Raw genomic sequence first — 24,573 nt, 5'->3', positions numbered from 1 at the left:
AACGTGGCAGGCTCTCTGAGCATGAGTCCTGTCGACTTGGACACGTTGCGCCTCTTCCTGCACGTCCTGGCCGCTACCGTCTGGGTGGGTGGGCAGATCACCCTCGCCGCCCTGGTCCCGGCGCTCCGCGCGGCCGGCACCGACGTGCCGAAGGCGGCAGCCAACGCCTTCAACCGGATCGCGTGGCCTGCGTTCGGGGTCCTGCTTCTGACCGGGGTGTGGAACGTGGTCGCCGAGGGCGACAAGGGGCCGGCCTACGAGCACACCCTGATGCTGAAGTACACCCTCGTGATCGCCTCGGGCCTGACCGCGTACCTGCACGCGCGAGCGGCGTCGCGCACGGCGATGGCGGTCTTCGGCGCTCTCACCGGTCTCACCGCGCTGGCCACCTTGTTCGTCGGGATCATGCTCGCCGGGTGACTCACAGGCGGGTCGGAGGCCGCGCGGCGGCCGCTCGGCCGTCAGCGGCGCCGGCGGAGCTCCCTCGCACGGGCCACGGCCAGCACGCCGACCACGGCGGTGAGCGCCAGCAGGAGGAACCCGAACGTCATACCCCCTGGGTATCCGGACGACGCGACCTTGTCGGTGAGGTCACCGTCGAACAACCCGGACAGCAGGCTGGCCAGGCAGAACACACCGAGGACGACGGCCGCGACGAAGCCGACCGGCGGCCGCACGTTGCGTGCGGCCAACCAGGCCAGCAGCAGCTGCACCGCCGCGACCGGCAGCGGCACGGTGAAGTTGGTGTCGAAGCCCCACGCGACGCCCCACGTCGCGACGCCCGAGGTCACTGCGAGGAGGCCGCCGACGAAGTCGCACACGAACAGGACCAGCATCGCCACGAGGAGTCGTTGCCCGGAAGCCATCAGCAGGAACCTCCTTGGCCACTGCGAGCGGCTGAGCCCCACCCTCAGCTGAGAAGAGCGCTGGACGTATTCGACAACGAAGGTACCGTCGCGCGGTTCGACGGGACAGAGCCGGACGTCTGAGCACCGGCGGCGCCAGAGGGGTGTTGGGCGGGGACCTTGGGCACTGGTCGCGCGAAGGCCTGCGACTGATCGTGGGACTGTGAGGACTGGTCCGGCATCACCGAATGGGCTCGACCCCCGAGGCCAAACGGCGGGTACGTCGAGGGCCGGCAGACACGGGTCCGCTGTGCACGACGGTGAGTCGGGCGGCATCCACGGCCAGACGTTGTGGCTTCCGGTCGTCGCTGGTGCGGCCGCGTTCTGGTTGGCCAATCTGGCGATCTCGTTGACCCCGGTCGCCGCTGACTACCGGTCTGTCCTGTCCATCGACTACGTCCCGATGCTCGTGGAGGCGGCTGTCGGCGGGGTCGTCATCTCGAGCGCAGTGGCTTTCCTGCTGATGCGGTTCGGGGATCACGTACCGGGTCGCGGCGAGCTGGCCAAGGCTCTGGTCCTGTCAGCAGGCGCCTTGGCGCTGCTCACGGTGATCGTGGGCATCCCCTCGGTCCTGGGGTCGGGGATGGCCCAGCGCGGCCACTGGTTCCTGGTGGGTCTGGTGATCAACGCGATTCGCATCGGCGCGCTGGGGGTGGCCGTCGGGTATTTCATCCGTTCACGAATGATCCGACCCAACCGCGCTCTGCAGAGGTCGACGCACAGGACACCATCATGATCGTCACGATGGATCGGTCGAGGCTTGCCCGATGGGCCGGTGGCCTCTACCTCGCCTACGTCCTGGCGAACGTGTTCGCCAGCTTGGTCGGCGACATCGGGCTCAGCGACGCACAGGCCCTGCGGGCGACGATCACCGGGCACGAGGCAATGTTCCGTGTGGGCCTGGTCGCAGCCCTATGCTCGGGCCTGCTCTTCGTCCTGACGGCATGGGCTCTCTACCTCTTGCTGCGCCCGGTCGACGAGTCCGTGGCCCTGCTCTTCTTCGTCCTCAACGCGGTGGGGGTGGCCGTGCAGTGCGCGAGCTACCTGCCCCTCATCACCGTCCTGGCGCAGGGAGGCGGGAGCGCGGACCTGCGCGGCCTCACCAGCCCGCAGCTCGACCACTTGGCGGGGCTGTCGGTCAGCACTTATCTGAACGGGTTCGTCATGGCACAGCTGTTCTTCTCGGCGTGGCTGTTCCCCCTGGGCTGGCTGGTCCTGCGGTCGCGTTTCCTGCCCCGCTTCCTCGGCTGGCTCCTGCTGCTCGACGGTGTCGCAGTCCTCGTCTGGTTCCTCCAGGTGTTTCTGGCTCCTTCACACCCCGAGCTCAGCTACCCGTCCTGGGCGGTCGGGTTCATCGCCGAGGTCGGCCTGGCGATGTGGTTGGTGATCAGGGGCGTACGACCGGAGGAGCCTGATCTGGGCGCTTGGTAGCTGGGCGAGCGGAGCCCACGTCGAGCCGGGGCACCGGACCCCGAGCATCTCCGTCGGCGCCGTCCCTGGGCGCGATCCGCTCGAGCCGGTGGAACACCGTATTTCAGCCATTGCTGCCCTGACCCAGAACGACCGGTTAACAGCGATGGGTGAGGCCTCCAGCCACGCCCTCACGCGATTCCCCCGTACCAGAGGAACTCTCGCGGCGGTGTGACGCGGCGGGGCGGAGGAACACCGCGGAGGGTGCACCCGGCCGGACAGGTTGCCGCGTGATGCACGAAGCGAGTGGCCGGAGCCGCTCACACATAGGTAAGGGCCGCCCAAGTGCCGCAGGCCCGGCTCGCCGCGCAGTCGCACCATTGACGGAGGTGGCGGAATGGCCTTCAGGTCCACCATGGGGGATGCATCGTCTCCAGACGGTACTGCGGCGTGTCCCGCTCACGATCTCACTGGCGGCAGTGGTGGTGGGAGCGTCGATCATCTTGCGGACCCTGTGGGAGCCGTTGGCCGGCCGACCCACGGTTAACGAGATCGCGTACGGACTTCCCTCGCTTGAATCCGGGTCGTGGTGGACGCCGGTGACGGGAGCGCTGGTCGCACTGCAGCCAGCGCACTACCTCGTGATCTTGCCCGGGCTGGTGCTCTTTGCCGGTTTTGCCGAGTGGCGCCTGGGGGTGTCTCGTGCCGCCATCGCCATCGCGGTCACCCACCTGTGGGGGGTGCTCGCCGCGTCGGTCCTTCTCTGGGTCAGCCGCAACCACGGCTACGGCTGGGCGACGGCGTTGTCCCTGCAGTGGGATGCGGGTCCCTCCGCGGGATTCCTCGGCGCAGCGGCAGCCGCCTCCGCCACGCTCACCCCGCCATGGCGTGGGCGTCTGCGCGCTGGACTTGCGACATACGCGCTGCTGTTCCTGATCCACCTGGGGAGCCTCGCTGACCTCGAGCACCTCCTCGGCGTGGGCGGTGGGCTGTTTCTCGGTCCGCTCCTCGTCGGGCGCGCTCCACGGTTGAGCCGCCGTCCGTTGACACGCCGGGACTTCAGGCTGCTGGCCTGCGCCTTCTTCGTCCTCGCCGCCCTCGAGGGTTTGATCCAGCCGTTCACTACCGCCGACGGCCCGCTCGCCAGCACGCTGTCACAGCAGGCACGGTCGCAGGAGCTGAGGGACACCGAGTTCTGGGGGTCTGTCGTGCAGGCGGCTCTGTGGTTCTGGCTGGCGCGCAGCCTCTACAAGGGACGCCGTCGCGCGTGGCGCTGGGCGACCGGACTGCTTGTCGCGGTCGTCGGAATCCAGCTGGTCGGCCTGATCATGATGCTGGTGGCGAGGGAGCCGGGCCTTCCGGTCGTCCTCTATGAGCTGTGCGGCAACGCCTTGGGACTCACCGTCCTCGTCACGGGCAGGCACGCCTTCCGCAACCCCTCGCCCCGCAAGGCCCGGCGCACCGCGGGCAACCTCCTTGCTCCTTCGGCGGACGACCAACGCTCCGTGGCCACCGCCCTGCTGGAGGAGGAAGGCACTGTGAACCGGTTGGCTTGGATGACCACATGGCCGGAAAACCGGTGGTTCGAGAGTGGGCAGTATGCCGGCTACATCGCCTACCGCGTCCACGCCGGGGTCGCGATCGGGTTGTGTGACCCGGTGGCGGCCCGCGAGTCGGACCGGTCGGGGCTGCTTGGTGCCTTCTCCAACTCCGTGCACGCTGCGGGCCTGGTTCCATGCCTCTTCACAGTCACAGCGGAGGCTGCTCGCCACGCCACCAGCTCCGGCTGGCACTGCCTGCAGGTCGCCGAGGAAGCGGTGATCGACCTGTCCACCCTGGCCTTCACAGGCAAGCCGTGGCAGGACGTGCGCACAGCGATGAACCAGGCCGCGAAGCTCGGGATCACGCTGCGCCTGGGACAGCTGGGTGGCATGCCTCGCGGCATCCAGATGCAGGTGAAGGCGATCTCGTCCGAGTGGGTCGAGGACAAGGGTCTTCCGGAGATGGGTTTCACTCTGGGCGGGGTTGACGAGGCACTGGACCCGCACGTCCGGGTGGGCCTGGCGATCGACGCGGAGTCGACCGTGCACGGTGTCACCTCATGGATGCCGATCCACGAGGTGGGTGGCGGGGACCCTGCTGGCTGGACCCTTGATGTCATGCGTCGCCTGCCGGGCGGCTTCCGCTACTCGATGGAGTTCCTGATCTCCTCGTCGTGCCTGGCCTTCAAGGAGGAGGGCTGTCGAGTCGCCTCCCTGTCCGGCGCCCCACTGGCGAGGAGCAGTGCCGTTGATGGTTCGGCCCTGGACCGCGGCACCCTCGACGCGTTTCTCGACCGCTTGGGAGCCGCGCTCGAGCCCTACTACGGCTTTCGGTCGCTGCACACCTTCAAGGCCAAGTTCCAGCCACACCTCTATCCGCTCTACCTGGTGTTTCCCGACGACACGGCGCTGCGTCGCATCGGACTGGCGCTGAGCCGCGCGTACCTGCCTGAAGCGGGGATCCGGGACTTCGTCGCGCTGGCCCGCTCGAGCCACTGACCGCAGGGCGCAACGTCGGACGTGACCTAGTGGACTGCGGTCTCGTTGGCGGCGTCGACTGGTCACCACCCTCCGCGGTGCACGACCTCGTGGAAGGGGCGTCGGTTCAGCCGCTCGATGACGTCCAACGGCTTGTCCGACGGATAACCGACGGAGAGCAGGTAGGCAAGGAACCGTCCTTCGGGAAAGCCGAGAACGGCCCTGGCTTGATTCTGGTCGGAGGCCGCCGCGTGGCCCGTGCCGACCCCAGGTCCGCCGCAGCGATGGTCATCGCGTACGTGGCCTGGCCAAGGTCGTACTGCAGCAGAGCCGACTGCCGATCGTCCTGAGGGTCTGGCGCGACGATGGCGATCGCGGCGGTCGCTCCGGCGACATGCTTGGCGCCCTGCCAGACCTTGGCGAGCTCGACCAGTTGTGCCCGGTCCGTGACCACCACGAAGTCCCACGGCTGCCAGTTGCCCGCCGACGCGGCCCGTCGCCCAGCCTCGAGAATTCGGCCGAGCGCCTCGTCGGGCACTGGCTGCTCAGTGAGCTGCCGAACATTTCGTCGCGCCCGCAAGGCGTCCCAAGTCTCCACGCCCTCATCCTGCGCCCCAGAGCGCCGGTGTGGCCACCATCCCCTCGCGTACCTGAATAGAGCGCTCTGCAGAGAGTGCGTGCGAGCGGAGCTTGCGGCGGTATGACGCAGGCGCGTCGCCGGCTTGGAATCGTCGTCGTGCAGCCGTTCCACACTGCTCGGATGTATGACCCGGAAGGACTTTGGACTCTGGGTGCCAGCCACGCGACGACGAGACTCAAGGTGTGACCACGCATTTGAGTAGTCGTCGCCCCCTGCGAGGGTGGCCGAAATCCCACCTCGGCCGGCAGGCGATCGCGCTCGCAGGGTTGAGCGTTGCTGGCGTCCTCCTGCTCGTACTTGCCTTCGCCCTGAACATCGTGGAACCAGCCGCCAGCTACACCGACAGTTGGGCACAGCTCGTGTGGGGTCTCGGCATCTGGGCGTGCGGGATCGGCGCTGTCATCACAGGCCTGGTCGCAGTCGTCCGTCACCACGAGCGGTCCTGGATGGTCATGCTTGCCACCGCGCTTGGCCTACTTCCCCTTGCCCTGCTGATCTCAGAGATCGCACTGGGCAAGTTCTGACCCTGCATCAGCAGCGTCTCCGTTGAGAGGAGTTGGCGATGACCACCACGAAAACCCGGGCCGGGTCGACCCCCGACGCGATCGGTGCCGGCCTCACCGGCACGGCTCGCACGACCGGGCTGCTGTATCTCGGACTGGCCGTCACTGGAGCCATTGGTTTCCAGTTCGTCCGCGGCCAGCTCTACGTCGCAGGCGACCCCGGCGCCACTCTGTCCAACCTGGTCGACCACACCCCGGTGGCGCGCCTTGGCATCGTGCTCGAGCTGGGCATCGTGCTGACCCAGGCACTGGCAGCCGTGTGGTTCTACCGCCTGTTCCGCAGCGTCGACACGTTCGCCGCAGGGTTGATCGCGGTGTTCGGGATGGTCAACGCAACCGTGATCCTGGGCAGCGCCGCGATGCTCGGCACGGCCCTCGATGTCTCAAATGACAAGTCATTAGCCGTGCCCGGCGGCACGGCCGCTACTGTCCAACTCCTGTATGTCATCAGCGGTCATCTCTGGACAGTCGGGGGCTTGTTCTTCGGCCTGTGGCTGATCCCGATGGGCTGGCTCGTCGTGCGGTCGCGGTGGACGCCGCGCTTGCTGGGCCAGCTGCTGATGGTCGGCGGTGTGGGCTACATCCTCAGCACGTTCGTCAGCTACGTCTTCGCGAATGCCGATCTCATGGCCGGATTGCTGACCGTTCCCGCGACGATTGGTGAACTCTGGATCGTCGGATACCTAATCATCTTCGGACTCCGCGAGCACGCTCGGCCGGATCATGACGGCGGCAGGGCAGCGGCCTAGGCCGCCGTGTCCCGCACGCGCCCGAAGAGAAGCACAGCACGGTCGTGATAGTTGTGACCGAACCTGGGTGGTGGCCCTACCTTGGACGCAATTCGTCTCCCGGCTCCACCTCATCGTCTCCGTTATCTTCCTCACGATGAGTACCGCGGTAGTCGACAAGGTCAAGGTGGGCGCGAACAACCAGTACGACCCAAGTGATTAGCCCGATACCCGCGCCAGCACCCGCAGCTTCCCCCGGGTAGCCCGTGGGCCAGCCAATGAGTCCACCCGCTACGGTGCCCAAGATCAGGAAGGCGAACAGGTAGAGCTGCGAGTCGCCGTACGTGGACAGGTCGGCGAGCCGCTTGGTGTGACTCTCCTTCACCGCCCGAGCCTAAGCCTCAGCCCGGGCCGAGCGGTTGAGGTGAGGGCACTGAATGGTTTGGGTCGCCTGCACCCGCAGGACTGGACTGGTCGGGCCAGCTGGTCGCCTCGCGGCGGAGTGACTCACCTTCCGCCGAACAGCGAAGGACCTCGGACCCGGCGCACCCGCAGGAGGAGTCTCCGCGGCTCCGGGCCAGATGGTCCTCCGCTGCTCAATGAGTGACATACGAGGGTTCCGGCGGCTTTTCGAGGTCGGTCAGTGGGCCGTGGCCAAGGCCGGTGCGCTGAGGTCGGTGGTGGACCGCAGTGGCCGGAATCCTCTGGCGATCAACCAGGTCGGAAGGAACACCAGCTCGAACAGTCCGCCGGGGGCGACGAGGAGCATCCCGGCGCCGGTGCCCATGTCGAGGGCGCCGAGGAGGTCGAGAGGCACTCCGATCGTGAGAGCGGCGTAGCCCACGAGACCGAGCAGGGCGATCGGTCGTGGGGCCAGCCGTGCGACGTACAGCAGGTAGCAGAGGACGAGGCCGCCGATGCCGGTCGGGATGTAGACCCACAGGAGGTGATTCGGGACGACCTGTGACGCAGACAGAAGATAGACACCGCAGGCTGCAGAGACGAGGCACTCGACGATCCTGAGGATCGGGTACCAGATGGCAAGGTTGGGGTTGACCTGCTTCAGGGTCGGGTACATCACCAGGCCGATCGCGACGACGGCGAAGCCGGATACAGCCATCAGTGCGACTCCGACGGTCATCGGCCCTCGGTCCGGGTTGCCGTCGACGAACGCCTGGATCAAGGACGTGCCGAACATGGCGGTGACCATCTGGACGACGAACAGGATCCCGACGGCCCTCGCAGCGCCCCTCCTGGACAGTGGATCCCTCGCGTTGGACCTCGGGATTCTCGTGAAGCTCATGGCGTGTCCTTCCGATTGCGTCAGGAGCGGGTTTCAGAACTCGTTTCTAACGGTGTTAGATTGGAGTTCGGACGCTACTCTAACGCCGTTAGATTGTCGAGGGTCGCGCGCCGGTAGTTGGATGAAGAACCACGAGGAGGGGCAGGACCCATGGGACGCAGGCCGACCGAGGTCGCCAACAGGGCGCCGTTGAACCTGGAACGGGCACTGCAGGTCGCGCTCGTCGTCGCGGACGACGATGGCCTGGAAGCGGTCACGATGCGCCGGCTCGCGCGCGAGCTGGGCGTCGAGGCTGCTTCGCTCTACCACCACGTCAGCGGTAAGAACCAGATTCTGGACGGGTTGGTCGACATCGTCGCAGCCGAGATCGAGCGCCCCGGGCCGACCACGGACTGGCGGGCGGCGATCAGCGAGCGGGCCCACCACACCCGCGCGTGCCTACGCCGCCACCCCTGGGCTGTGAGCTTGATGGCCTCAAGGACGAGCCCGGGGCCAGCCACCCTAGGGCTCCTGGAGACGGGGATCCGGTGCTTCCGCGAGGGCGGGTTCTCGGTCCTGCAGGCGGCGCACGCGATCTCGGTGGTCGACAGCTACGTCCATGGCTTCGTCCTGCAGGAGGTCAATCTGCCCTTTCGAGACGAGTCGGAGCTGGCAGCCATGACGGGGGCCATCATGGAGACGTTTCCCGTCTCCGAGTTTCCCTATCTCTTCGAGATGACGGTCGAACACGTCCTCAAGCCAGGCTACGAATACGGCAACGAGTTCGACTCTGGGCTGAAGGTCGTCCTTGACGGTGTCGCCGCGCTGGTCGCTGAGAGTTAGGCGGACTCGCCCGAGCCGCCCAACTTGCGGCGGTAGACGCGCCTCAGTGGCTACCCGCCGGCACCGCCTCGGGCGTGGTCGAGGTCGGCCTTGGCGAGCACCGAGCGCGTCTCAACCTCGACATCTTTGAGGGGCCCACCTGGCAGGCCACTCCTATCGATCGCGCATATCGCCATTGCCACAGTCGCCCCAAGAGCACGTAACGCTCCAGTGGCCTCCCTGACGGCGCCCCCGGTAGTAAGCACGTCCTCAATGAGTGTCACGGAGGTACCGACCACATCAAGACCCTCAGCGAGCCGACGTGTGCCGTACTCCTTGGCCTTCTTCCGAACGAACACCACCGGGAGCCCAGTGATCGAGCTGACCATCGTCGCTAGGGGAATGCCCCCAAGTTCGAGCCCGCCAAGTACTTGGGTACTTGGGGGCACCAGCGGCACCATCTCCTGTGCCACGGCGCGAAGGATCTGTGGCTGAGACTCGAACAGGTACTTGTCGAAGTACTCTCCAGCAATCTGTCCCGACCGCAACGTGAACGCCCCAGTCAGTCGACACGTCCGGTCGATCAACAACGCCAATTCAGAATGATCCATGAAGCCAGCATCTCAGCCTGGCGGGTCTGCGATAGGCGGCGAAATGACGCACCCCCGAGCGCGTCATGTGGCCCAGCTGAAGCCGTAAGTGGGCATGGACGACGGCTTCGGATCGGAGCTGTTAGTCCGCGTTCGGGTCGGCCGGACCGGTGTCTACCGGCTGCTCTGCAGTTTCAGTTCCACCATTTCCATTGCGCTTCGACCTGAACGACGCAGACAACTTGATTCCCACGCCCTTAGCAGCAGTTAGCGCCTGAGCTTCATCGGGCACGCCGTCGCCGTCCCGGTCGACACGACGGAATGGACGCGAGACGGCGCCGGCGGCGGTGGTGACACCGTTTCCCACTGCCGTGGCGCCCGCGCTTACGCGTGTGCCGACGGCATTGGCAGCATCCTCCAAGGCCTCTAAAGCGCGGTTGGGCTGGTCATCGTCGATCTTCTCAGCCTTCGGGGGAACATCCAAGTACTGCGGGAACGACTCCGGCGCCTCTGCGAAGGCTGTTTTCGATGCCTCGACGACCCGCCGTCCGAACACGAACTTCGTTGCTCCGTTGACCAGGGCGCTGGCGCCGTAGTCAACCGCTGCCTGCTGTTTCTCATCCAGTCCGGCGCGTACGTCCTCGAGTACCCCAGTCTGGACGCCGCGCACGAGGCTTTGCGCTGCTCCGCCCGGCAGTGAGTCTGCCAGCGTGTTCGCCCAGTTGGACCAATCCTTGTGTCCATGAGGTTTCAACGGTCCTCCGCCGGCCTTTGACGCCTCGGACGTCTCGGCGAGTTGTGTTGCCATAGTGGCGATCTGCCCCTGCTCGATCTGCGCGTTCGACAACCCGAACACCAGGGCTCGGGCCTGCTGGTGGTCCAGTTCGAGTCCATGAATGTCGGCTAGGGCCAGGGCAAACAGTGCGGTGATCTCGAACTGAAGCTGCTCGTCTCCGGCCGGCAGCAACTCAACAGCCTTTTGGGCGCCGACCTTCACCGCGCCCGCTGCCGCCTTTTGCCCCGCCGCCTTTACGGTCAACTTCGCTGCGGCCTTCGCCGCCACCTTGCCGCCGCTCTTCGCCCCCGCCTTGGCGCCGGCTGCCCCGGGCATGAGGGAGACGCCGACCTCGGCCGCGACAATCCCAGCAGTGATAGCTGCGCCGGCGACACTGATCGCCGTGACGTAGTGGCGCTCGAGCATGGCGATGACCTCGGCGGGGGTCGCCTCAGGATCGCGGCGACGGACCCAGCGGACGTACCTGCGGGCAATGCTCCGGCGGCCTGTGACGGCCTTGTCGATCTCGCGCGCAGCTTGCTCGCTGGCCAACTCGACTTCGATGGCCACGCCCTCGAAGTCTGAATGCGCTGGCGGCGTGGGGGACGGGCTGTTTATATTCATGCGTCGAGCCTTTCGACCCGGGCCTCTGACTCTGAGGTGTCCGCGGTCGGAGAGGCAGAGGAGTACTGCGAATCGTCCGTGCTCGACGAATGCGCCGTCGACCGCGCCACGACGTCGCTGACAGCATCCGGTCCAGTCCCCTCCGGCGTGGCCGACCCTGGGCCCTCGTCGGTCGGCCCGTCTTGGGAGGAGTAGTCCGTCGATACGAGGCTCGCCGGCCTGGTTGGTTCGCCGCCTCCAGTCTCTACCGGCGCGGGCTCGCGCAGCTTCGGCGGTGCGGCCGACCAAGCCTTCAGGTCACCCAGGACCTCCGCATAGAAGCCGTTCACAGCTGCCAGGACGGAGTCGATGAACGCCCCGCGGCCGCGCCCCCGCTTCGAGCCAAGTGTCATGGACGTGGCGACCCTGAACGTGCGTACCTCCTTGGTCGGGTCTGTCAGCAGGGAGGCCGGGTTCTCGCGGACCGTACGCAGTAGCTCTGCTGCACTCGAGCCGCGCGAGTGTGCGGTGAAGCACTCCACTCGAGCGGACTCGGGCGCGTTCTTCAGCTGCCGGACGAGCCAGTTCACCCGGGTGGTCGGCCGCCCCTCTCGTGGTGCGTCGATGTCGACATGGCATGTCACGTGGCCGGCACGCAGGTCGGCTGTCACCACCAGGTGGCCCACGGTGTCAGGGATCCGGATGGCACCAGACAACTGTCCCGCTGAGCAGAGCTGCTGCGTCAGCGCCGTCGCCCGCAACGTCGGGTCAGCCTGTTCTTTACGCGACAGAACTGGCACCACCTCGGCGCCCAGACGTTTACCCAGCGAGAGGCTGGTGAACCGCAGCAGAGCGTCGAAACGTGCCACCACACTGGCGATTCCCTTATCGGTGGGGCGCAGGGTGCCGGAAGCAACCGAATCCCGGACCGAGGTCCACGCTTCTCCCATGTCGCCCATGTCCATGGCCCCGGAGCGCTCGTGCTCGAGGTACCTGATCAGCTCACCTAGGATCCATGCCTGGTCCGGGTCCGCGACGCCGCGAAACTCCTTCTGCATCACGGCCTCCGCGAGTACCTGCGACCACGACAGGTGGTGCAGGGCCACTTTCTTCAGCTTGCGCTTGTCGATCTTGGTGGGGTGCTGACCAGCAACGGCCGGGATTTCGTTGCTGATCGTGATGACAGCCTCAAAGCCCTGCTCGCGCGCGACGTCGAGGTAGTTCTCAAGCTGCTCAGCGGCGAGTTCGTTGCTGCCCGTCTTCACCTCGACCAGAGCCACCCACGACCGAGCTCCACGGGAGACCCGAATCAGACCATCCGGGAACAGCTTCCTTTCACCGAGCACGAAGGGCACCTCGATGAAGCACTCGATGCGACCGGAAGGTGCACCCAAGGGCTTGAGCAGGTCTGATCCGTACTCTCGCACTGCGCCCAGGACTGCCAACAGCGCTGATGTCGCTCGTCGCTCCTGCTCTTCCGCGCCGTTGATGCCCGAGGTCGGAATGAGGCGCGCCTCATGCCATGCCTGTTCTGCCACCCCTACCCCTTCAGTCCCTGCTTGTGATTGCCCCGCACGCTACCGTCCGGAACTCTCTGACGTGCCAGTTTGTCCCGAAATCCAGGAGAGCGACACGTCGTTTTAAGCCGCTTCTCGGCAAACGTGGCGGCGCTACGCTGCCGCCAACGTGGTCGTCAGACGGGGGTCAGACGCACCCGCGTTCACACCGTCCAGAGCGGGCCCTCACCACCACCGATGTGCGAGCATCACCGCCGTGAAACCGCGCTGGCTATTCGATAGGCCCCAGACCGTCCTCGCGGGATGCATCTTCATTCGTGCGTTCGGCCTGGCGATGGTCGCTCGAGGCTTCACGGCGGCATCCCGCCCGCCTTCTTGCTCGTTTGGTACGTCGTCTAGGTGGGGCAGCCGAGGTGGCTCGTCGGTTATCGCGGTTGCGGTGCCCTAGTGTGCGTCGCCGCGGGTTCCGAGGCCCGGATCGGAAGACTCCCCAAGACCTGCTTCGGTGAGGGCCTGGAACCACTGTGAGGCGGCATTGCTGAGCAGTTGGAGCTCGAACTCAAACTCGATGAGCTCCTCAACCGTGATCGTCTCAATCGAACTGGCAACGCTCATCGTGCGAACCCGTTCCTGGGGCTGTGTTGGTGTCGGCCGCACAGTCATCTCGAATCGCTCGGCATCGGCGTCGCGATCTCCATGGGGCCGAATTGCGTGGACGATTTGGTTGCGGCGACGGTACGCCGCCTCATAACGAGTCACAAGACTGTCGAAGTCATCGGGGAGTGGCACGCGACTCGTCATCAAGGCGTCGGCAAGTCGGCGACCCGACAGCGCAAGCATCTTCGCGGGGTAGCCATCTTCGTTGTGGTGAAGCAGCGCGGCCAGCGCAGCGAACCGAAGGTCTGCGTCTGCGGCCTGCATGATCACGTAACCGACGTGTTCGGCGTAGTCACGCATCGCGGGCCCGGAAGGCACAGCCGCCGACCGGCTGGCTTGCCGTAGGAACAGTGTGGCTTCCTTGACGGCACGCTCGAGGCGCTCCCGCGCGAAGAGGTCGTCGAGCTCCGGCGGCCAGCTGGACTCCTCAGCCGTTCCGACCACCCACCTGCCCCCTTCATATTCTTGATACTGCTCCCGGCACGCTACCTCCGGCTGGGATCTGGGGTGCAATTAGCGGATGGATGTCCCTCGCGTCTCTTATTTCTTCGCTGCCGACGCGAACCGACTGCGACCTGATCGCGGCGGTGTGCCGCAGGCGCAGCATCATGACGCTCATCGGACTTCAGCCGATTTGTCAGTCTTCGGCCGCGGTCCTGCGCGCGCTGGGAACAGACCCTTAGGGAGCTGCCAGATCTAGGGATTGGTCCACATGCCTGACGAACTGCTCGCACCCCGCGGCTAGCCTCGGCACCGTCGTCGCGCTGAGATGCATTCGATTGCCGCCAATCGAAACGTCAAGCACCTTGACGATGCTTGGAAGCTTCGTCTGCCCCCTCTGCTTGGCTGTCAATGTGCCCAAGCCGTGCGCGAGACAGTTGCGGACATCGATGCCCGCGGTGACGGTTCCCCAACCGTTGCGGCTCCGGAGCGAAAAGTGGTGATAGTCATCGTAGGCATCGTGCCGGGCTTGCCAAGTGCCACTTGACGTCAGTTCGAAGTCCCTCAGCATCAAAGCAACCAGGGTTGGGCGCGCGTCCAGCACTTTCGTCATCCGATGCATTGATACGGCATCCACATATGCCTCGACGACGGCGACGAGACGGAGCACCGCCGTCTCACGAAGCCACACCGTGGGATCCGTTGACGCTCCCATGGCATTGGTCAGGATTCGACCCACAGGCTTCATGTGTGCCCCAGCAACAGGAATGTCAGTCAATGCATGGCGAACGAGGGCGATCGCTGCCTCCGTAAGGGCTAAACGGGGGCTCATTGACCCGATGAGACGAGTAGTTCAAAAAGGCGTGAACTGCCCCGGACGGCCTTCCGCTGCTCCGTAGTCATGTCTACGTAATTCATGGCGACGGCATACCACGGCGCCAAAGCCTCGGGTTGTGTCCGTAGGGCCTCATCCAGTGGCGCGAAAGCGATCTCCCCGCCCATCGCAAGGGCCAAGGCACACTCGGCGTTGAGGAGTCCCACAGGCGCCCAGTCGAATTGCTGACGAATCCACCCGAGCGCGGACTCATCCAGGAAGTTGAGTCTCCGAGCTACGTTTGTCACCCACGCTCGTTGCCATGCGTTCATAGCGTCGGTGTGTTGGGAAACTTCCGTCCACACGTCTCGCACGTTGTGTCCGGCCTCTGACAGGGCCACGAGATAGTCACCCAATCTGGGAGTTAACTGAGGCACGTAGCGGAACACCCGCGTTACGTGCTCGAGCCCCAGTGGTGAAGCTTCCCGCGCGAGCGTATTGAAGCATTTGCGGAGATCCTTAACATCCTCAGGCGCCGCGCTGCTGAGATCGATGCCGCTTGGCGGCCCGGCACTGATCCGCGCTAACGTTTCCTTGGCCTCCTCCAGCCCTGTTCCCTCTGTGTCGGGGTACGCCTCATCCTCTACGAGTTCAATCTCGGCCGGGTTTACTTCCACATCAGGATCATCGGTAGCCCCGGTGATATGGCGGAAGAAATAGGTGCTGAACTTGACGATGCTGGACTTTCTGTCGTTCAGAACCAAGCCTAGGGGACGTGCCGCGGCGCTCAGTTCCTCAAGTGCTTGCTGCGCGTTTCCATACCCATTTACTGCAAGTCGGAAGTCGTCGTTGAATCGCCAGACGTCGCCTATGCGTCGGGTGGCATTGCGCTGCAACGCTTCGATGTAGAGCTCCGAGAGCTTATCTGATGCATCAAGAAGTTGCGGCAGGCCAAAAGTTGCTCCCTGCAGCTCACCCAGCAGCTCAACAAGCAGCCTTGAAGCCTCCACCTTTCCCGTTCGATTCTCCAATTCCGTCAGCAGCACTCCATGATCGACATACTGGTAGAACGAGCTGATGTCGGCTTGTACGACGTACTCAACCGTGGCCTGCGAGAGCCGTCGAATGCCGGTTCCAGCAAGCCCGTGTCGGATAGGCGCAGCGATGAACGCCTTGTAGTCATCCTGGCTGCGCTCCGAGAGTTCGACATCTTGCAGAACCCAATCCGTAAGGGCACGGAATGCAATTCGCTCGGCTACGCCAACCACGGGCACTGGACGGAACGCCTGATGCGCCTTTCTGACATCTACGGGCCACCCCGGGGCGTTGCGATGCCCCGCTTCAAGACGCGCAGACACCCATTGAGCAAAATGGCCCGGCGACAGTGTCAGGGTCTCGACCCACGGCTCAGGCGGCAGCAGGTTGCGCCACGTGGTGGCTTCGGCACTTGCTGCCCCAGCCAAGTCGAGCTTCTTAAGCAGAGTTGTGTTGACCTCGCGCACACCGCACTATCGCACGCCAGCGCGCCCGCATGGGTGGATTGAGCCGCCGGGTCAGATCAGGGAAGTAGGCAACGCCGGGTCCCTGCGAGTTCCCGTCGGACTAGGTATGCACGCCGGTGAACGCTCTCCCATCGACTTGGGATTAGTTCCCGGTTCTGGGTTAGACGAGTTGCGTCTCCGCGGCGGCACACCGGCTCCAACTGGCGCCATAGTGGGCGGAGGCGGACGCCCATAGTGGGCGGGATGGGGCGGGTCAGTTGCCGTCGTGGTGGATGACGAAGTCGGGGTAGACGTGGCGGCCGGGGTGGTCGCCGATCTCCCCGACCGCTCGCTGGACGTCACGCAGCTGCTCAACGCTCATCTCGAGCGGCGGCTCGTCAGGCTGGAACGTCGTGCGGATCGGGTAGTCGACGCCAGGCGTCGTGGTCATCTCGATGTGGCAGCCAAGCACGTGGCTCACCGGGTGCGCCTCCGCAAACGCCACGAGCCGGTCGATCGTCGCGCGGAACGCTGGCCAGTCCTCGACATAGAGCCGCCCCGGGTAGACCGTGTCGCCGGTCAGCAGGAACCCGGTGTGTGCGTCGTAGAACGAGACCGCCGCCGCGTCGTGGCCGGGGCTCGCGATGCAGTCCACCACCCGGCCGCCGAGATCCAGCGCGGCCGGTCGGTCCAAGTCGTCCGTCCTCAGACCCAGGAAGGAGTAGACCCCCTCCACCGTGGCATCGACGACCGTGGTCCTGGGCCGGTCCGCGAACTGCCCGTCAGCGGCGACGTGGTCGTGGTGCGAATGGCTGTGCAGGACGACCAGCTCGTAGTCGTCCCGCGGGTGGCGTCCTAGCCACTCGGCCACCAGTTCGTCGACGGTCCGGCGCAATGGGAGGAGCTCGGGCGCAGCGGTGGCTCCGGTGTCCACCAGGAGCGTGCGGCTGCCGCCGAACAGCAGGAACATGAACGGCGCCTCGTAGTTGACCGCCTTGTTCTGCCGCAGGATCACCGTGTGCTCGCCGTGCCAGCGCACCTGGATGTCGGGGTCGGTGTTGTGCTTTGACGACTTCGAGCCGTGGATCCAGCTGACGCCCAACGGTTCCGACTGGCCGGCAACCCAAGCGGCGAAGGACAGCATCTCCGAGCCGGCGACGTCTACGAGTAGGTGGGGCGGTCCGGGTGCTCGGGGTCTGCGGTCCCGGGGGACTGCGGCATGTGGTTGGCCGCCTTCGCGGCCGGGTCGCCATACAGGAGCTCGTCGCGGTCGGTGATGATCGACAGCGGGGCGCCGTTGGTCTCTGCGAGCTGCTGGGCCAGCCGGTCGTACGAGGTGTCGGGCAGCCGCACGTCACCGTCCTCGAGCCGTCGACGCAGCGTCGAGGCCAGGTCGTCGAGGCGCGCGTCGCCGACGCCGCCGTGCAGCTCCACGACGGTCCGCACGTAGTGGTCGAGCTGCTCGGGACTGAGCGACTCCACGAACGGCGTATTCAGGGTGATGGTGAGTCCACGCTCGGGCGTGTGGCCGACGGGCACCTGTTCAGTCATGGATCGACCCTAACCGCGAGCCGCGCACCGTGCCTCGGCGAGCGCCTCGGCCCGGTGGCAGGATGGCCGGCATGAACATCCCCCAGGTGTCCGTGTCCGACGTCGCCGACCACGCCGTCCTCCTCGACGTCCGTGAGCAGGACGAGTGGGACGCCGGCCACGCGCCGGGTGCCGTGCACATCCCGCTCGGCGACCTCCCCTCGCGCCTCCACGAGCTGCCCGACACCGACGCCGCGACGCTGGCCATCACGTGCCGTGGCGGTGGCAGGTCGTCCCGCGCGGTCGCCTGGCTGTCGCAGCAGGGCTTCGACGTCGCCAACCTCGACGGCGGCATGAAGGCCTGGCACGCCGCCGGCAAGCCGCTGGCCGCCGACTCGGCCAACCCGTCGGTGAAGTAGCCGGCGATGGCCTGGTTCGGTCGCCGCAAGGACGAGTCCGCGGAGCCGGAGTCCGTCGAGGAGCTCGAGCTCTCCACGGCGGGTGACCAGCTGCTGGGTGAAGGCGAGTCGCTCCGGCCGGTTGTCAAGCCCCTCGGTGACGACGAGCGGGCCCGGATCGACGCCGCGCTCGAGGCGCTGCAGTCCGAGGGCGTGGATGTCGACGACCTCGACTCGCTCGGCAAGGGACTCGACGCCGCCTACGCCGCCTGGGCCGAGGGTGACGAGGAGACGCGCCCCGACCATGCGGCCATCGTCGAGCGTTACGCCATCGGCGTCGGCACCTACCTCGACCGGCACACCGACCTCGACTGGCAGGTGGTGACCGACGTCTTCGGGACCGACCTGTCGCTCACCGAGGGTTTCAAGGGCTCGTTCGTCGTGGTGCCGCACAACCTCGTGGCAGGCCGCTGGATGCGCGGCGAGACCGGCTGGGTCACCCCGGTGATCGGCCACATCGAGCGCCGCCGCACCCGCCGCTGACAGCGACGCCGCACCCGCCGCTGACGGCGACGGGCGCGGCGCCACACGGAGCGCGCGTCAGGACCGGAACCGCGAGAACACGCGGTACATGAACTCCGTCCCCTTCTCCAGCGCCTCGACGAAGATGCGCTCGTCGTTGCCGTGCATGCCGATCAGCTGCTCGTTGCTGATGACGTACGGGTAGACGCCGTAGCCCGGGATCCCCTTCGCTCGCCACGGCCCCAGGCTGGTCCCCGCCTCGAACAGTGCAGGCGTGAACCGCGCGCCCGGGTAGGTCTGCACCGACGACTGCTGGATCGCCTTGTAGAGCGGGGTGTCGAGGTCGGCGGGCTTGCCGGCCCAGGTCTTGTCGAGGGTGTCGAGGTAGTCGGCCTCCGAGACCCCTTCCGGCGCAGCGACCTTCACCTCGATGTCGCGGCCCCTGAGCCGGCGCCGGAGGTCGGCGATGAAATCGCGCGGCTTCTGCCCGCCGGGGATCCCGCGGCAGTTGACGCGCACGTGCGCCTCCGACGGGATGACGTTCTCCTTGTAGCCCGCGTCCTCGATGACGTACGCCGACGTCGTCCGCAGCAGCGCGCTGTGCAGGTACGGGTAGTCCGACAGCTTCACGACGAGCGCCGCCGCCCGTTCGCGCGACGCCTGGCTCGGTGCCTTGAGCATGAGCCGTATGGCGCGGGCGAACCTGCGGTCGTCCGTCGCCTCCGCGAGGGCGGCGAAGTACTCGCGCGTCACCGGGGTGAGGTGCACGGGGGCGAGGTGGTCGCCGATGTCGGCGACGGCTCGCGACAGGCTGACGATCGCGGAGTCGGGGATCGGCTTGGAGGAGTGCGTCGCGGTGCCGTCGGCGTAGAGGTCGAGGTTGAAGTACACCTTGTCCTGGCGGGTGACGCTGATCAGCATCGGCGTGGTCTTGTCGGACTGGGCGATGAACCAGCCGCCCTCGGTCAGCACCATGCCGGCGTCGAGCTTGTCCCAGTGGTTCTTCGCGAGCCAGCCCGAGCCGTACTCGCCGGCCTCCTCGTCGCAGTCGGTGAGCACGATGATGTCGCGGTCGAACGTCGCGCCCTCGCCGACGTGGCGCAGCAGCGCGCTGATCGACGCCGCGTTGGCGCCCTTCATGTCCAGGGCGCCGCGACCGTAGACCTCGCCCTGCTTCACCGTCCCGGCGAACGGGTCGACGCTCCAGTTCTCCTGCTCCACCGGGACGACGTCGGAGTGCCCGAGCAGCAGCAGCGGCTTGGCGGTCGACGACGTGCCCTTGATGCGGGCGATCAGGTGGACGTTGTAGGGCTGCGGGGTCGGGATGATCTCGGCCGGCACGCCGGCGGCGTCCCAGACGCCCTTGAGCCACTCGGCGTGGGCACGGGTCTTGCCGCCCTTGCCGAAGTTCTGCGTGTCGAAGGAGATCATCTTCTGCAGCATCCCCAACGGGTCGCCGCCGGCGGCAGCGGCGGCTCGGGCAGATGCGGGCGCCCCCGCCGGCGCTGACCCGGGAGCGGCGCTCGCCGGCGTGCTGCCGCGCAGGAAGCTGGCGCTGCCGACGCCGGCGGCGGTGAGGGCGGCGACGCCACCCACCCGTGTGACGAAGGCGCGGCGGTCGAGCCCGGTGGGCACGGGGGTGGACGAGGGGTCGGCGGTGGGCGAGGGGTCAGGCGAAGGGGTGGACGCAGGGGTCGGTGGGGTCATGGGGGGGTTCCTCGATTCACGACGGTGTGATGCGTGGACCCTCCCCACCTTCGTCCGGTATGTCGTGAATGTCCTGCCGGACCTCCTCGCCGTCGCCCAGCGGTGGAAGCGCGGGGACGAGCGGCACGGACTCGACGTCGATGCCGTCCTCTACTGATGTATGGCGTAGGCCGTAGAAAGCGCCATACGAGTGCATCGAGGGCGACACGATGTACGCGTATCCGCACCTCTCGGGATATCGCTAGACGGACCCATACCCTGCGATCGTGGACCCGATCCGTAACCCCTACGCCCCCGGCGCCGGCCAGCGACCGCCCGAGCTCGCGGGGCGCGACGAGCAGCTCCAGGCGTTCGACATCGTGCTGGAGCGCATCGCTCGCGGCCGCCCCGAGCGGTCCATCGTCCTGACGGGGCTGCGCGGCGTGGGGAAGACGGTGCTGCTCAACGCCCTGCGATCTGCGGCGGTCCGCGCCCACTGGGGGACCGGCAAGCTCGAGGCCCGCCCCGACCAAGGCCTGCGCCGCCCGCTCTCCGCGGCGCTGCACGTCGCGGTCCGCGAGCTCGGCCACCCGCAGGGCGACGACGTCGACCACGTGCTCGGCGTCATCAAGGCGTTCGCCCAGCGCGACGCCGCCCCCGGCGCCAAGCTGCGCGAGAAGTGGAACCCCGGCATCGACGCCCCCGCGGTCACCGGTCGCGCCGACTCCGGCGACATCGAGATCGACCTCGTCGAGCTGCTCACCGACGTGGGTGGGCTGGCCGCCGACGTCGGCAAGGGCGTCGCCGTCTTCGTCGACGAGATGCAGGACCTCTCGCCCGAGGACGTCTCCGCGGTCTGCGCCGCCTGCCACGAGATCTCGCAGTCCGGCCTGCCCGTCATCGTCGTCGGCGCCGGCCTGCCGCACCTGCCAGCAGTGCTCTCGGCGTCGAAGTCATACTCCGAGCGGCTCTTCCGCTACCAGCGCATCGACCGCCTCGACCGCACCGCCGCCGACCTGGCCCTGGTCGCTCCGGCGCAGGACGAGGGCGCGGAGTTCACGCCCGAGGCGCTCGCGGCGATGTATGCAGCCACGGCCGGGTACCCGTACTTCGTCCAGGCGTACGGCAAGGTCGCCTGGGACGTGGCCCCGCGCACGCCCATCACCGAGGACGACGTCAAGGTCGCCGCCCCGGAGGCGGAGGCGGAGCTTGCCGTCGGGTTCTTCGGCTCCAGGTTCGAGCGGGCGACGCCGGCCGAGCGCGAGTACCTGCGCGCCATGGCGGACGCCGCGGTCGCCATGGTCGAGTCGGGCGAGGAGGTCGACGAGACCGAGTCGGTGCCGACCTCGGCCGTCGCCACGCTGCTCGACCGCAAGCCGCAGTCGCTGTCACCCGCCCGCGACGCCCTGCTCAAGAAGGGCCTCATCTACTCGGGCGAGCGCGGCCGGATCGCGTTCACCGTGCCGCACTTCGGCCGCTACCTGCGCGCCACCGGCTGAGGCCCACCAACCGTATGGCGCGCGTGACGGGTCCGGGGGACGGGCTCGTCCTCGAGTCCGAGCGCCTCGTGCTGCGGTCTTGGCGGCCGGGTGAGGGGGTCGTCCAGCACCAGCTGTGGAGCGAGCGCGACGACCGCGTGCCCCCGCACCGCCGCATCGACCGCGCGGGCCACCCAACGGTTCAGGAGCTCGAGGAGTCGATCCGCACCGCGCCGCCGCCGTCGTCGACCGGCCTGCTGGCCGTCGAGCGCAGGGTCGAGGGCGACGTCATCGGCTGCTGCGGACTCGTCGACAGCGGACGCGGCGCCGACGGCGAGCCCGAGCTGGCGTTCGAGCTGCTCCGCCGCGCCTGGGGGCAGGGCTATGCCACCGAGGCGTCCGAGGCGGTGATCGACTGGGCCAGGTCGTCCGGGCACCAGCGGCTGTGGGCAACGGTCTGGGACTGGAACATCGCGTCGCGCCGGGTGCTGGCCAAGCTCGGCTTCGTCGAGTCCGGTCGGATCGAAGTGGACCCGGTCCACGGCACGACGCTGTTCACGACCCGGCGGCTCTGACCTGGGGCATCGCCGCGTGGGCCACGGTCATCGCCCCACGCAGCACGAGCCGCCCCGCCCTCAGGCCTAGCCGACCTCGCGGGCCTCGAGGTCGAGCAGGAAGCGCTTGGCCTCCAGCCCGCCGGCGTACCCGGTCAGCGCGCCGTTCGAGGCGACGACCCGGTGGCACGGCAGCACGACGCAGAGCGGGTTCGCGCCCAGCGCCGCGCCCACCGCGCGGGCAGCCGAGGGGCGCTCCACGAGCCGCGCCAGCTCGCCGTACGTCGCCCGGTGGCCGTACGTGACCGCGGAGGCGAGGCGTGGCAGCACGACCCGCTGGAAGTCGGAGGCGAGGGCGAGGTCGGTGGGCAGCGTGAAGGCGTGCAGGCGCCCGGCGAGGAACTCCTCGAGCTGGCGCCGCGCCTCGTCGAGCTCGCGTGGCTGGCGCAGGATCCGCGGTGAGACCTTGAGGCTGAGGCGCGTCAGGACGGTCGCCTCGACGTCGGGGGAGGGGACGAACGTCGAGGCAACCAGTGCACCAGCGGCATTGCGGGCCAACAGCATCCGGCCCACCGCGGTGTCTTCGATGACGTAGCTGACGTCCGAGGGCTCGAGGGTGGGTGGCTGGATCCCGCGCGGATCGAACCGGCCCAGCGGCGCGAGCGTCGCAGCGGTCTCGAGCTCCTCGGGAGCAGGCGTCATACGGCTCATGGCAGGTCCTTCCGCAGGGTGGCGAGCGCGTCGCTCACCAGGCGCCGGCTCATGGTCGGCGAGCAGCCGAGGGCGGCGGCGATGGTCGGGTGGTCGAGGTCGACGACGTACTTGAGGACGACGGCCTCGCGCTGTCGCGGGGGCAGGGCGTGGACCGCCGACCACAGGGGCGCGTCGGGCAGGTCGGCATCGGCACCCGAGACCGCCGGCTCACGGGTGGCCAGCGCCGCCGGGTCGTCGTGCGGCACGGCACGCCGGGCGCGCCCGCGATGGGCGTCCATGGCGCAACGGTGGGTGATGGTGAGCAGCCAGCCGCGCAGGTTGGCGGTCGAGCGCAGCGACGGGTATGCCGCGAGCGCCTGGGTCCACGCCTGTTGCGCGACGTCGTCGCCGTCGACCGGTCCGGCGAGCGCGTGGGCGAGGCGGGCCACGTCGCGCCAGTGGGCGTCGACGAGGAGCTGGAAGGCGGGGAGCTGCACACCCATCGAACGCGGCACCCCCTCTGCGTGTGAGTCGGCGCGCCGCGCGGTGCCCCGGGCGGCCGGCGGTGTCCGATATGGAACCATGGTGCCGTGCCTGACGAAGCCGTCTCCGTGCGGCCCGGTGCCGTGCCACGACGCGGCCCGCTGGTGATCGCCCACCGCGGCTCCAGCCTCGCGGAGCCCGAGCACACCCTCAAGGCCTACCGCCGGGCCATCGAGGAGGGGGCCGACGCCCTCGAGTGCGACGTCCGGCTCACCGCCGACTCCCACCTCGTGTGCGTCCACGACCGCCGCGTCAACCGCACCTCCAACGGCCGGGGCAGCGTCTCGACGCTGGAGCTGGCCGAGCTCGAGGGCATGGACTGGGGCTCGTGGAAGCAGGCGCACGGCGAGGACCTGGAGCTCCCGGACCGCGACCGCAACCGGCTCCTCACCCTGCGCAGCCTGCTCACCACGGTGACCGCCTCGGAGCGGCCCATCGGGCTCGCCATCGAGACCAAGCACCCCACGCGGTACGCCGGCCTCGTCGAGCGGCAGCTCGCCCGGGTGCTGGCCGACTTCGACCTCGACGGGCCGCAGCGACCCGGCCACCACTGGGTGCGGGTGATGTCGTTCTCCCAGCTCGCCGTCCAGCGGATGCGCCAGCTCTGCCCCGACGTTCCGGCCGTCTACCTCATCGAGGAGTCGGTGCCGCTGCGGTTCCGCGACGGGTCGCTGCCGCGCGGCATCCACACCGTCGGGCTCGACGTCCAGATCGTGCGCCGATGGCCGGAGACCGTGGCGCGACAGCACCGCCGGGGCCACGAGGTCTACGTCTGGACGGTCGACGAACCCGCCGACGTGCAGCTCTGCCTCGAGCTCGGCGTCGACGCCATCATCAGCAACCACCCGAGCGCAGTCCTCGACGCCCTGCGCACGACTCGGTAGTCTCCGTCCCAATTCTCCCGCGACGATGGGATCTGGCAACGGCATGAGAGCACCACAACCCGACCGCGCCATGCGGTCCGTGCCGTCGTCTCCCCGCAGGAGCAGTGACTCCGCCCGCACCATCCGGGTGCCGTGGCGCGCCACCAGCGTCTCCAAGGTGCGCCGCACGCTGGTCGAGGACCTCGAGTCCCGTGACGTGCCGACGGTGGTCGTCGACGAGGCCGAGATCGTGGTGTCCGAGCTGGTGTCCAACGCGATCCGTCACGCCCGCGCGCTGTCCGACGGCAACCTGCGGGTCCACTGGAAGGTCAAGGCCGGCGTGGTGGAGGTGGAGGTCACCGACGGCGGCAGCGAGAGCAGCCCCCGGCCCGCCCCCCGCACCATCTGGGCGCCCTCGGGCCGGGGCCTGCGGATCGTCCGCTCGCTCGCCCACGAGTGGGGCGTCACCGAGGACCGCAACGGCACGACCGTGTGGGCGTCGCTCGGCGGCCCCTCGCGCCGCCGCAGCCACTGACTGCCGCCCGCGGGGGCCCACTAG

The 24,573-nt window shown here is 67.8% G+C and carries 28 protein-coding genes; 13 read left to right on the top strand and 15 right to left on the bottom strand.

Annotated features, from left to right (window positions below; translation table 11 throughout):
- The first annotated feature begins 21 nt into the window (after window positions 1-21).
- Window positions 22-420, top strand: a complete 399-nt coding sequence (locus AB4Z02_RS01765; protein WP_441968840.1) for a hypothetical protein — start codon at window positions 22-24, stop codon at window positions 418-420.
- A gap of 41 nt (window positions 421-461) precedes the next feature.
- Here the strand turns inward: AB4Z02_RS01765 and AB4Z02_RS01760 are convergent, their stop codons facing one another.
- A complete protein-coding gene (locus AB4Z02_RS01760) occupies window positions 462-866 on the bottom strand; it encodes a hypothetical protein (protein ID WP_441968838.1) in 405 nt (134 codons plus the stop codon).
- Window positions 867-1,155: 289 nt separating this feature from the next.
- Here AB4Z02_RS01760 and AB4Z02_RS01755 point away from each other — a divergent pair, with 289 nt between their 5' ends.
- The 3 genes from AB4Z02_RS01755 (at window position 1,156) to AB4Z02_RS01745 (ending at window position 4,855) form a co-directional block, all read left to right on the top strand.
- Window positions 1,156-1,641 carry a hypothetical protein gene (locus tag AB4Z02_RS01755; protein WP_441968836.1) on the top strand — a complete coding sequence of 162 codons (486 nt, stop codon included), beginning with the start codon at window positions 1,156-1,158 and terminating at the stop codon, window positions 1,639-1,641.
- The gene (locus AB4Z02_RS01750) at window positions 1,638-2,336 is read left to right on the top strand and encodes a DUF4386 domain-containing protein (RefSeq protein ID WP_441968834.1); all 699 of its coding nucleotides are present in this window, start codon (window positions 1,638-1,640) and stop codon (window positions 2,334-2,336) included. The genes AB4Z02_RS01755 and AB4Z02_RS01750 overlap by 4 nt, the downstream gene beginning before the upstream one ends.
- A 401-nt stretch (window positions 2,337-2,737) precedes the next feature.
- A complete protein-coding gene (locus AB4Z02_RS01745) occupies window positions 2,738-4,855 on the top strand; it encodes a bifunctional lysylphosphatidylglycerol flippase/synthetase MprF (protein WP_441968832.1) in 2,118 nt (705 codons plus the stop codon).
- A gap of 106 nt (window positions 4,856-4,961) precedes the next feature.
- Here AB4Z02_RS01745 and AB4Z02_RS01740 read toward each other — a convergent pair whose 3' ends face one another.
- Entirely contained in the window at window positions 4,962-5,432 is a 471-nt protein-coding gene (locus tag AB4Z02_RS01740; RefSeq protein ID WP_441968830.1) for a nitroreductase family protein, read from the bottom strand.
- A 224-nt stretch (window positions 5,433-5,656) separates the two neighbouring features.
- On the opposite strand from AB4Z02_RS01740, the gene AB4Z02_RS01735 reads away from it, so the two are divergent.
- Window positions 5,657-5,998, top strand: a complete 342-nt coding sequence (locus AB4Z02_RS01735) for a hypothetical protein (RefSeq protein ID WP_056882853.1) — start codon at window positions 5,657-5,659, stop codon at window positions 5,996-5,998.
- A 38-nt stretch (window positions 5,999-6,036) separates the two neighbouring features.
- Window positions 6,037-6,786, top strand: a complete 750-nt coding sequence (locus tag AB4Z02_RS01730) for a DUF4386 domain-containing protein (RefSeq protein WP_441968828.1) — start codon at window positions 6,037-6,039, stop codon at window positions 6,784-6,786.
- Between the two features lie 76 nt (window positions 6,787-6,862).
- Here the strand turns inward: AB4Z02_RS01730 and AB4Z02_RS01725 are convergent, their stop codons facing one another.
- Together AB4Z02_RS01725 and AB4Z02_RS01720 are read right to left on the bottom strand one after the other, a co-directional pair.
- Window positions 6,863-7,150, bottom strand: coding sequence for a hypothetical protein (locus AB4Z02_RS01725; protein WP_441968826.1), 288 nt, complete (start codon window positions 7,148-7,150; stop codon window positions 6,863-6,865).
- Between the two features lie 255 nt (window positions 7,151-7,405).
- The gene (locus AB4Z02_RS01720; protein ID WP_441968824.1) at window positions 7,406-8,068 is read right to left on the bottom strand and encodes a DUF4386 domain-containing protein; all 663 of its coding nucleotides are present in this window, start codon (window positions 8,066-8,068) and stop codon (window positions 7,406-7,408) included.
- 150 nt (window positions 8,069-8,218) lie between these two features.
- On the opposite strand from AB4Z02_RS01720, the gene AB4Z02_RS01715 reads away from it, so the two are divergent.
- On the top strand, window positions 8,219-8,890 hold the full coding sequence (locus AB4Z02_RS01715) for a TetR/AcrR family transcriptional regulator (RefSeq protein ID WP_441968822.1): 672 nt from the start codon (window positions 8,219-8,221) through the stop codon (window positions 8,888-8,890).
- 50 nt (window positions 8,891-8,940) lie between these two features.
- On the opposite strand, the gene AB4Z02_RS01710 is transcribed toward AB4Z02_RS01715, so the two are convergent.
- The 8 genes from AB4Z02_RS01710 to AB4Z02_RS01675 form a co-directional block, all read right to left on the bottom strand.
- On the bottom strand, window positions 8,941-9,465 hold the full coding sequence (locus AB4Z02_RS01710) for an orotate phosphoribosyltransferase (RefSeq protein WP_441968820.1): 525 nt from the start codon (window positions 9,463-9,465) through the stop codon (window positions 8,941-8,943).
- A 136-nt stretch (window positions 9,466-9,601) separates the two neighbouring features.
- Entirely contained in the window at window positions 9,602-10,804 is a 1,203-nt protein-coding gene (locus AB4Z02_RS01705) for a hypothetical protein (RefSeq protein ID WP_441968818.1), read from the bottom strand.
- A 50-nt stretch (window positions 10,805-10,854) separates the two neighbouring features.
- The gene (locus AB4Z02_RS01700) at window positions 10,855-12,375 is read right to left on the bottom strand and encodes a hypothetical protein (protein WP_441968816.1); all 1,521 of its coding nucleotides are present in this window, start codon (window positions 12,373-12,375) and stop codon (window positions 10,855-10,857) included.
- Window positions 12,376-12,798: 423 nt separating this feature from the next.
- A complete protein-coding gene (locus AB4Z02_RS01695; protein ID WP_441968814.1) occupies window positions 12,799-13,455 on the bottom strand; it encodes a hypothetical protein in 657 nt (218 codons plus the stop codon).
- Window positions 13,456-13,690: 235 nt separating this feature from the next.
- Window positions 13,691-14,200, bottom strand: a complete 510-nt coding sequence (locus AB4Z02_RS01690) for a hypothetical protein (RefSeq protein WP_441968812.1) — start codon at window positions 14,198-14,200, stop codon at window positions 13,691-13,693.
- Between the two features lie 80 nt (window positions 14,201-14,280).
- On the bottom strand, window positions 14,281-15,768 hold the full coding sequence (locus AB4Z02_RS01685; RefSeq protein ID WP_441968810.1) for an RNA-directed DNA polymerase: 1,488 nt from the start codon (window positions 15,766-15,768) through the stop codon (window positions 14,281-14,283).
- A 253-nt stretch (window positions 15,769-16,021) separates the two neighbouring features.
- Window positions 16,022-16,849 (bottom strand): MBL fold metallo-hydrolase, encoded by an 828-nt coding sequence (locus AB4Z02_RS01680; RefSeq protein ID WP_441968808.1) that lies wholly within the window; start codon window positions 16,847-16,849, stop codon window positions 16,022-16,024.
- Between the two features lie 59 nt (window positions 16,850-16,908).
- Window positions 16,909-17,298, bottom strand: coding sequence for a hypothetical protein (locus AB4Z02_RS01675; protein WP_441968806.1), 390 nt, complete (start codon window positions 17,296-17,298; stop codon window positions 16,909-16,911).
- Window positions 17,299-17,369: 71 nt separating this feature from the next.
- Between AB4Z02_RS01675 and AB4Z02_RS01670 the strand changes: the two genes are divergently transcribed.
- Together AB4Z02_RS01670 and AB4Z02_RS01665 are read left to right on the top strand one after the other, a co-directional pair.
- The gene (locus AB4Z02_RS01670) at window positions 17,370-17,696 is read left to right on the top strand and encodes a rhodanese-like domain-containing protein (RefSeq protein ID WP_441968804.1); all 327 of its coding nucleotides are present in this window, start codon (window positions 17,370-17,372) and stop codon (window positions 17,694-17,696) included.
- Between the two features lie 6 nt (window positions 17,697-17,702).
- Complete coding sequence (locus AB4Z02_RS01665) at window positions 17,703-18,218, top strand: DUF3806 domain-containing protein (protein WP_441968802.1); 516 nt, start codon at window positions 17,703-17,705, stop codon at window positions 18,216-18,218.
- Between the two features lie 57 nt (window positions 18,219-18,275).
- Here AB4Z02_RS01665 and AB4Z02_RS01660 read toward each other — a convergent pair whose 3' ends face one another.
- Window positions 18,276-19,904, bottom strand: coding sequence for a M20/M25/M40 family metallo-hydrolase (locus tag AB4Z02_RS01660; protein WP_441968800.1), 1,629 nt, complete (start codon window positions 19,902-19,904; stop codon window positions 18,276-18,278).
- A gap of 266 nt (window positions 19,905-20,170) precedes the next feature.
- On the opposite strand from AB4Z02_RS01660, the gene AB4Z02_RS01655 reads away from it, so the two are divergent.
- Complete coding sequence (locus AB4Z02_RS01655; protein WP_441968798.1) at window positions 20,171-21,382, top strand: ATP-binding protein; 1,212 nt, start codon at window positions 20,171-20,173, stop codon at window positions 21,380-21,382.
- A 23-nt stretch (window positions 21,383-21,405) separates the two neighbouring features.
- Window positions 21,406-21,936, top strand: a complete 531-nt coding sequence (locus tag AB4Z02_RS01650) for a GNAT family N-acetyltransferase (RefSeq protein WP_441968796.1) — start codon at window positions 21,406-21,408, stop codon at window positions 21,934-21,936.
- Between the two features lie 66 nt (window positions 21,937-22,002).
- On the opposite strand, the gene AB4Z02_RS01645 is transcribed toward AB4Z02_RS01650, so the two are convergent.
- Together AB4Z02_RS01645 and AB4Z02_RS01640 are read right to left on the bottom strand one after the other, a co-directional pair.
- Window positions 22,003-22,626 carry a methylated-DNA--[protein]-cysteine S-methyltransferase gene (locus tag AB4Z02_RS01645; RefSeq protein WP_441968794.1) on the bottom strand — a complete coding sequence of 208 codons (624 nt, stop codon included), beginning with the start codon at window positions 22,624-22,626 and terminating at the stop codon, window positions 22,003-22,005.
- Entirely contained in the window at window positions 22,623-23,111 is a 489-nt protein-coding gene (locus tag AB4Z02_RS01640; protein ID WP_441968792.1) for an RNA polymerase sigma factor, read from the bottom strand. Before AB4Z02_RS01640 ends, AB4Z02_RS01645 begins: the two co-directional genes overlap by 4 nt.
- An 87-nt stretch (window positions 23,112-23,198) precedes the next feature.
- Here AB4Z02_RS01640 and AB4Z02_RS01635 point away from each other — a divergent pair, with 87 nt between their 5' ends.
- Window positions 23,199-24,035: a glycerophosphodiester phosphodiesterase gene (locus tag AB4Z02_RS01635; RefSeq protein WP_441968790.1), complete on the top strand. Its 837-nt coding sequence runs from the start codon at window positions 23,199-23,201 to the stop codon at window positions 24,033-24,035.
- A gap of 43 nt (window positions 24,036-24,078) precedes the next feature.
- Window positions 24,079-24,549 (top strand): ATP-binding protein, encoded by a 471-nt coding sequence (locus AB4Z02_RS01630; protein ID WP_441968788.1) that lies wholly within the window; start codon window positions 24,079-24,081, stop codon window positions 24,547-24,549.
- Window positions 24,550-24,573: the final 24 nt, after the last annotated feature.

Source organism: Pedococcus sp. 2YAF34, from assembly GCF_052114585.1.
Lineage (GTDB): Bacteria > Actinomycetota > Actinomycetes > Actinomycetales > Dermatophilaceae > Pedococcus.
This window is presented reverse-complemented; position numbering and strand designations above follow the sequence as displayed.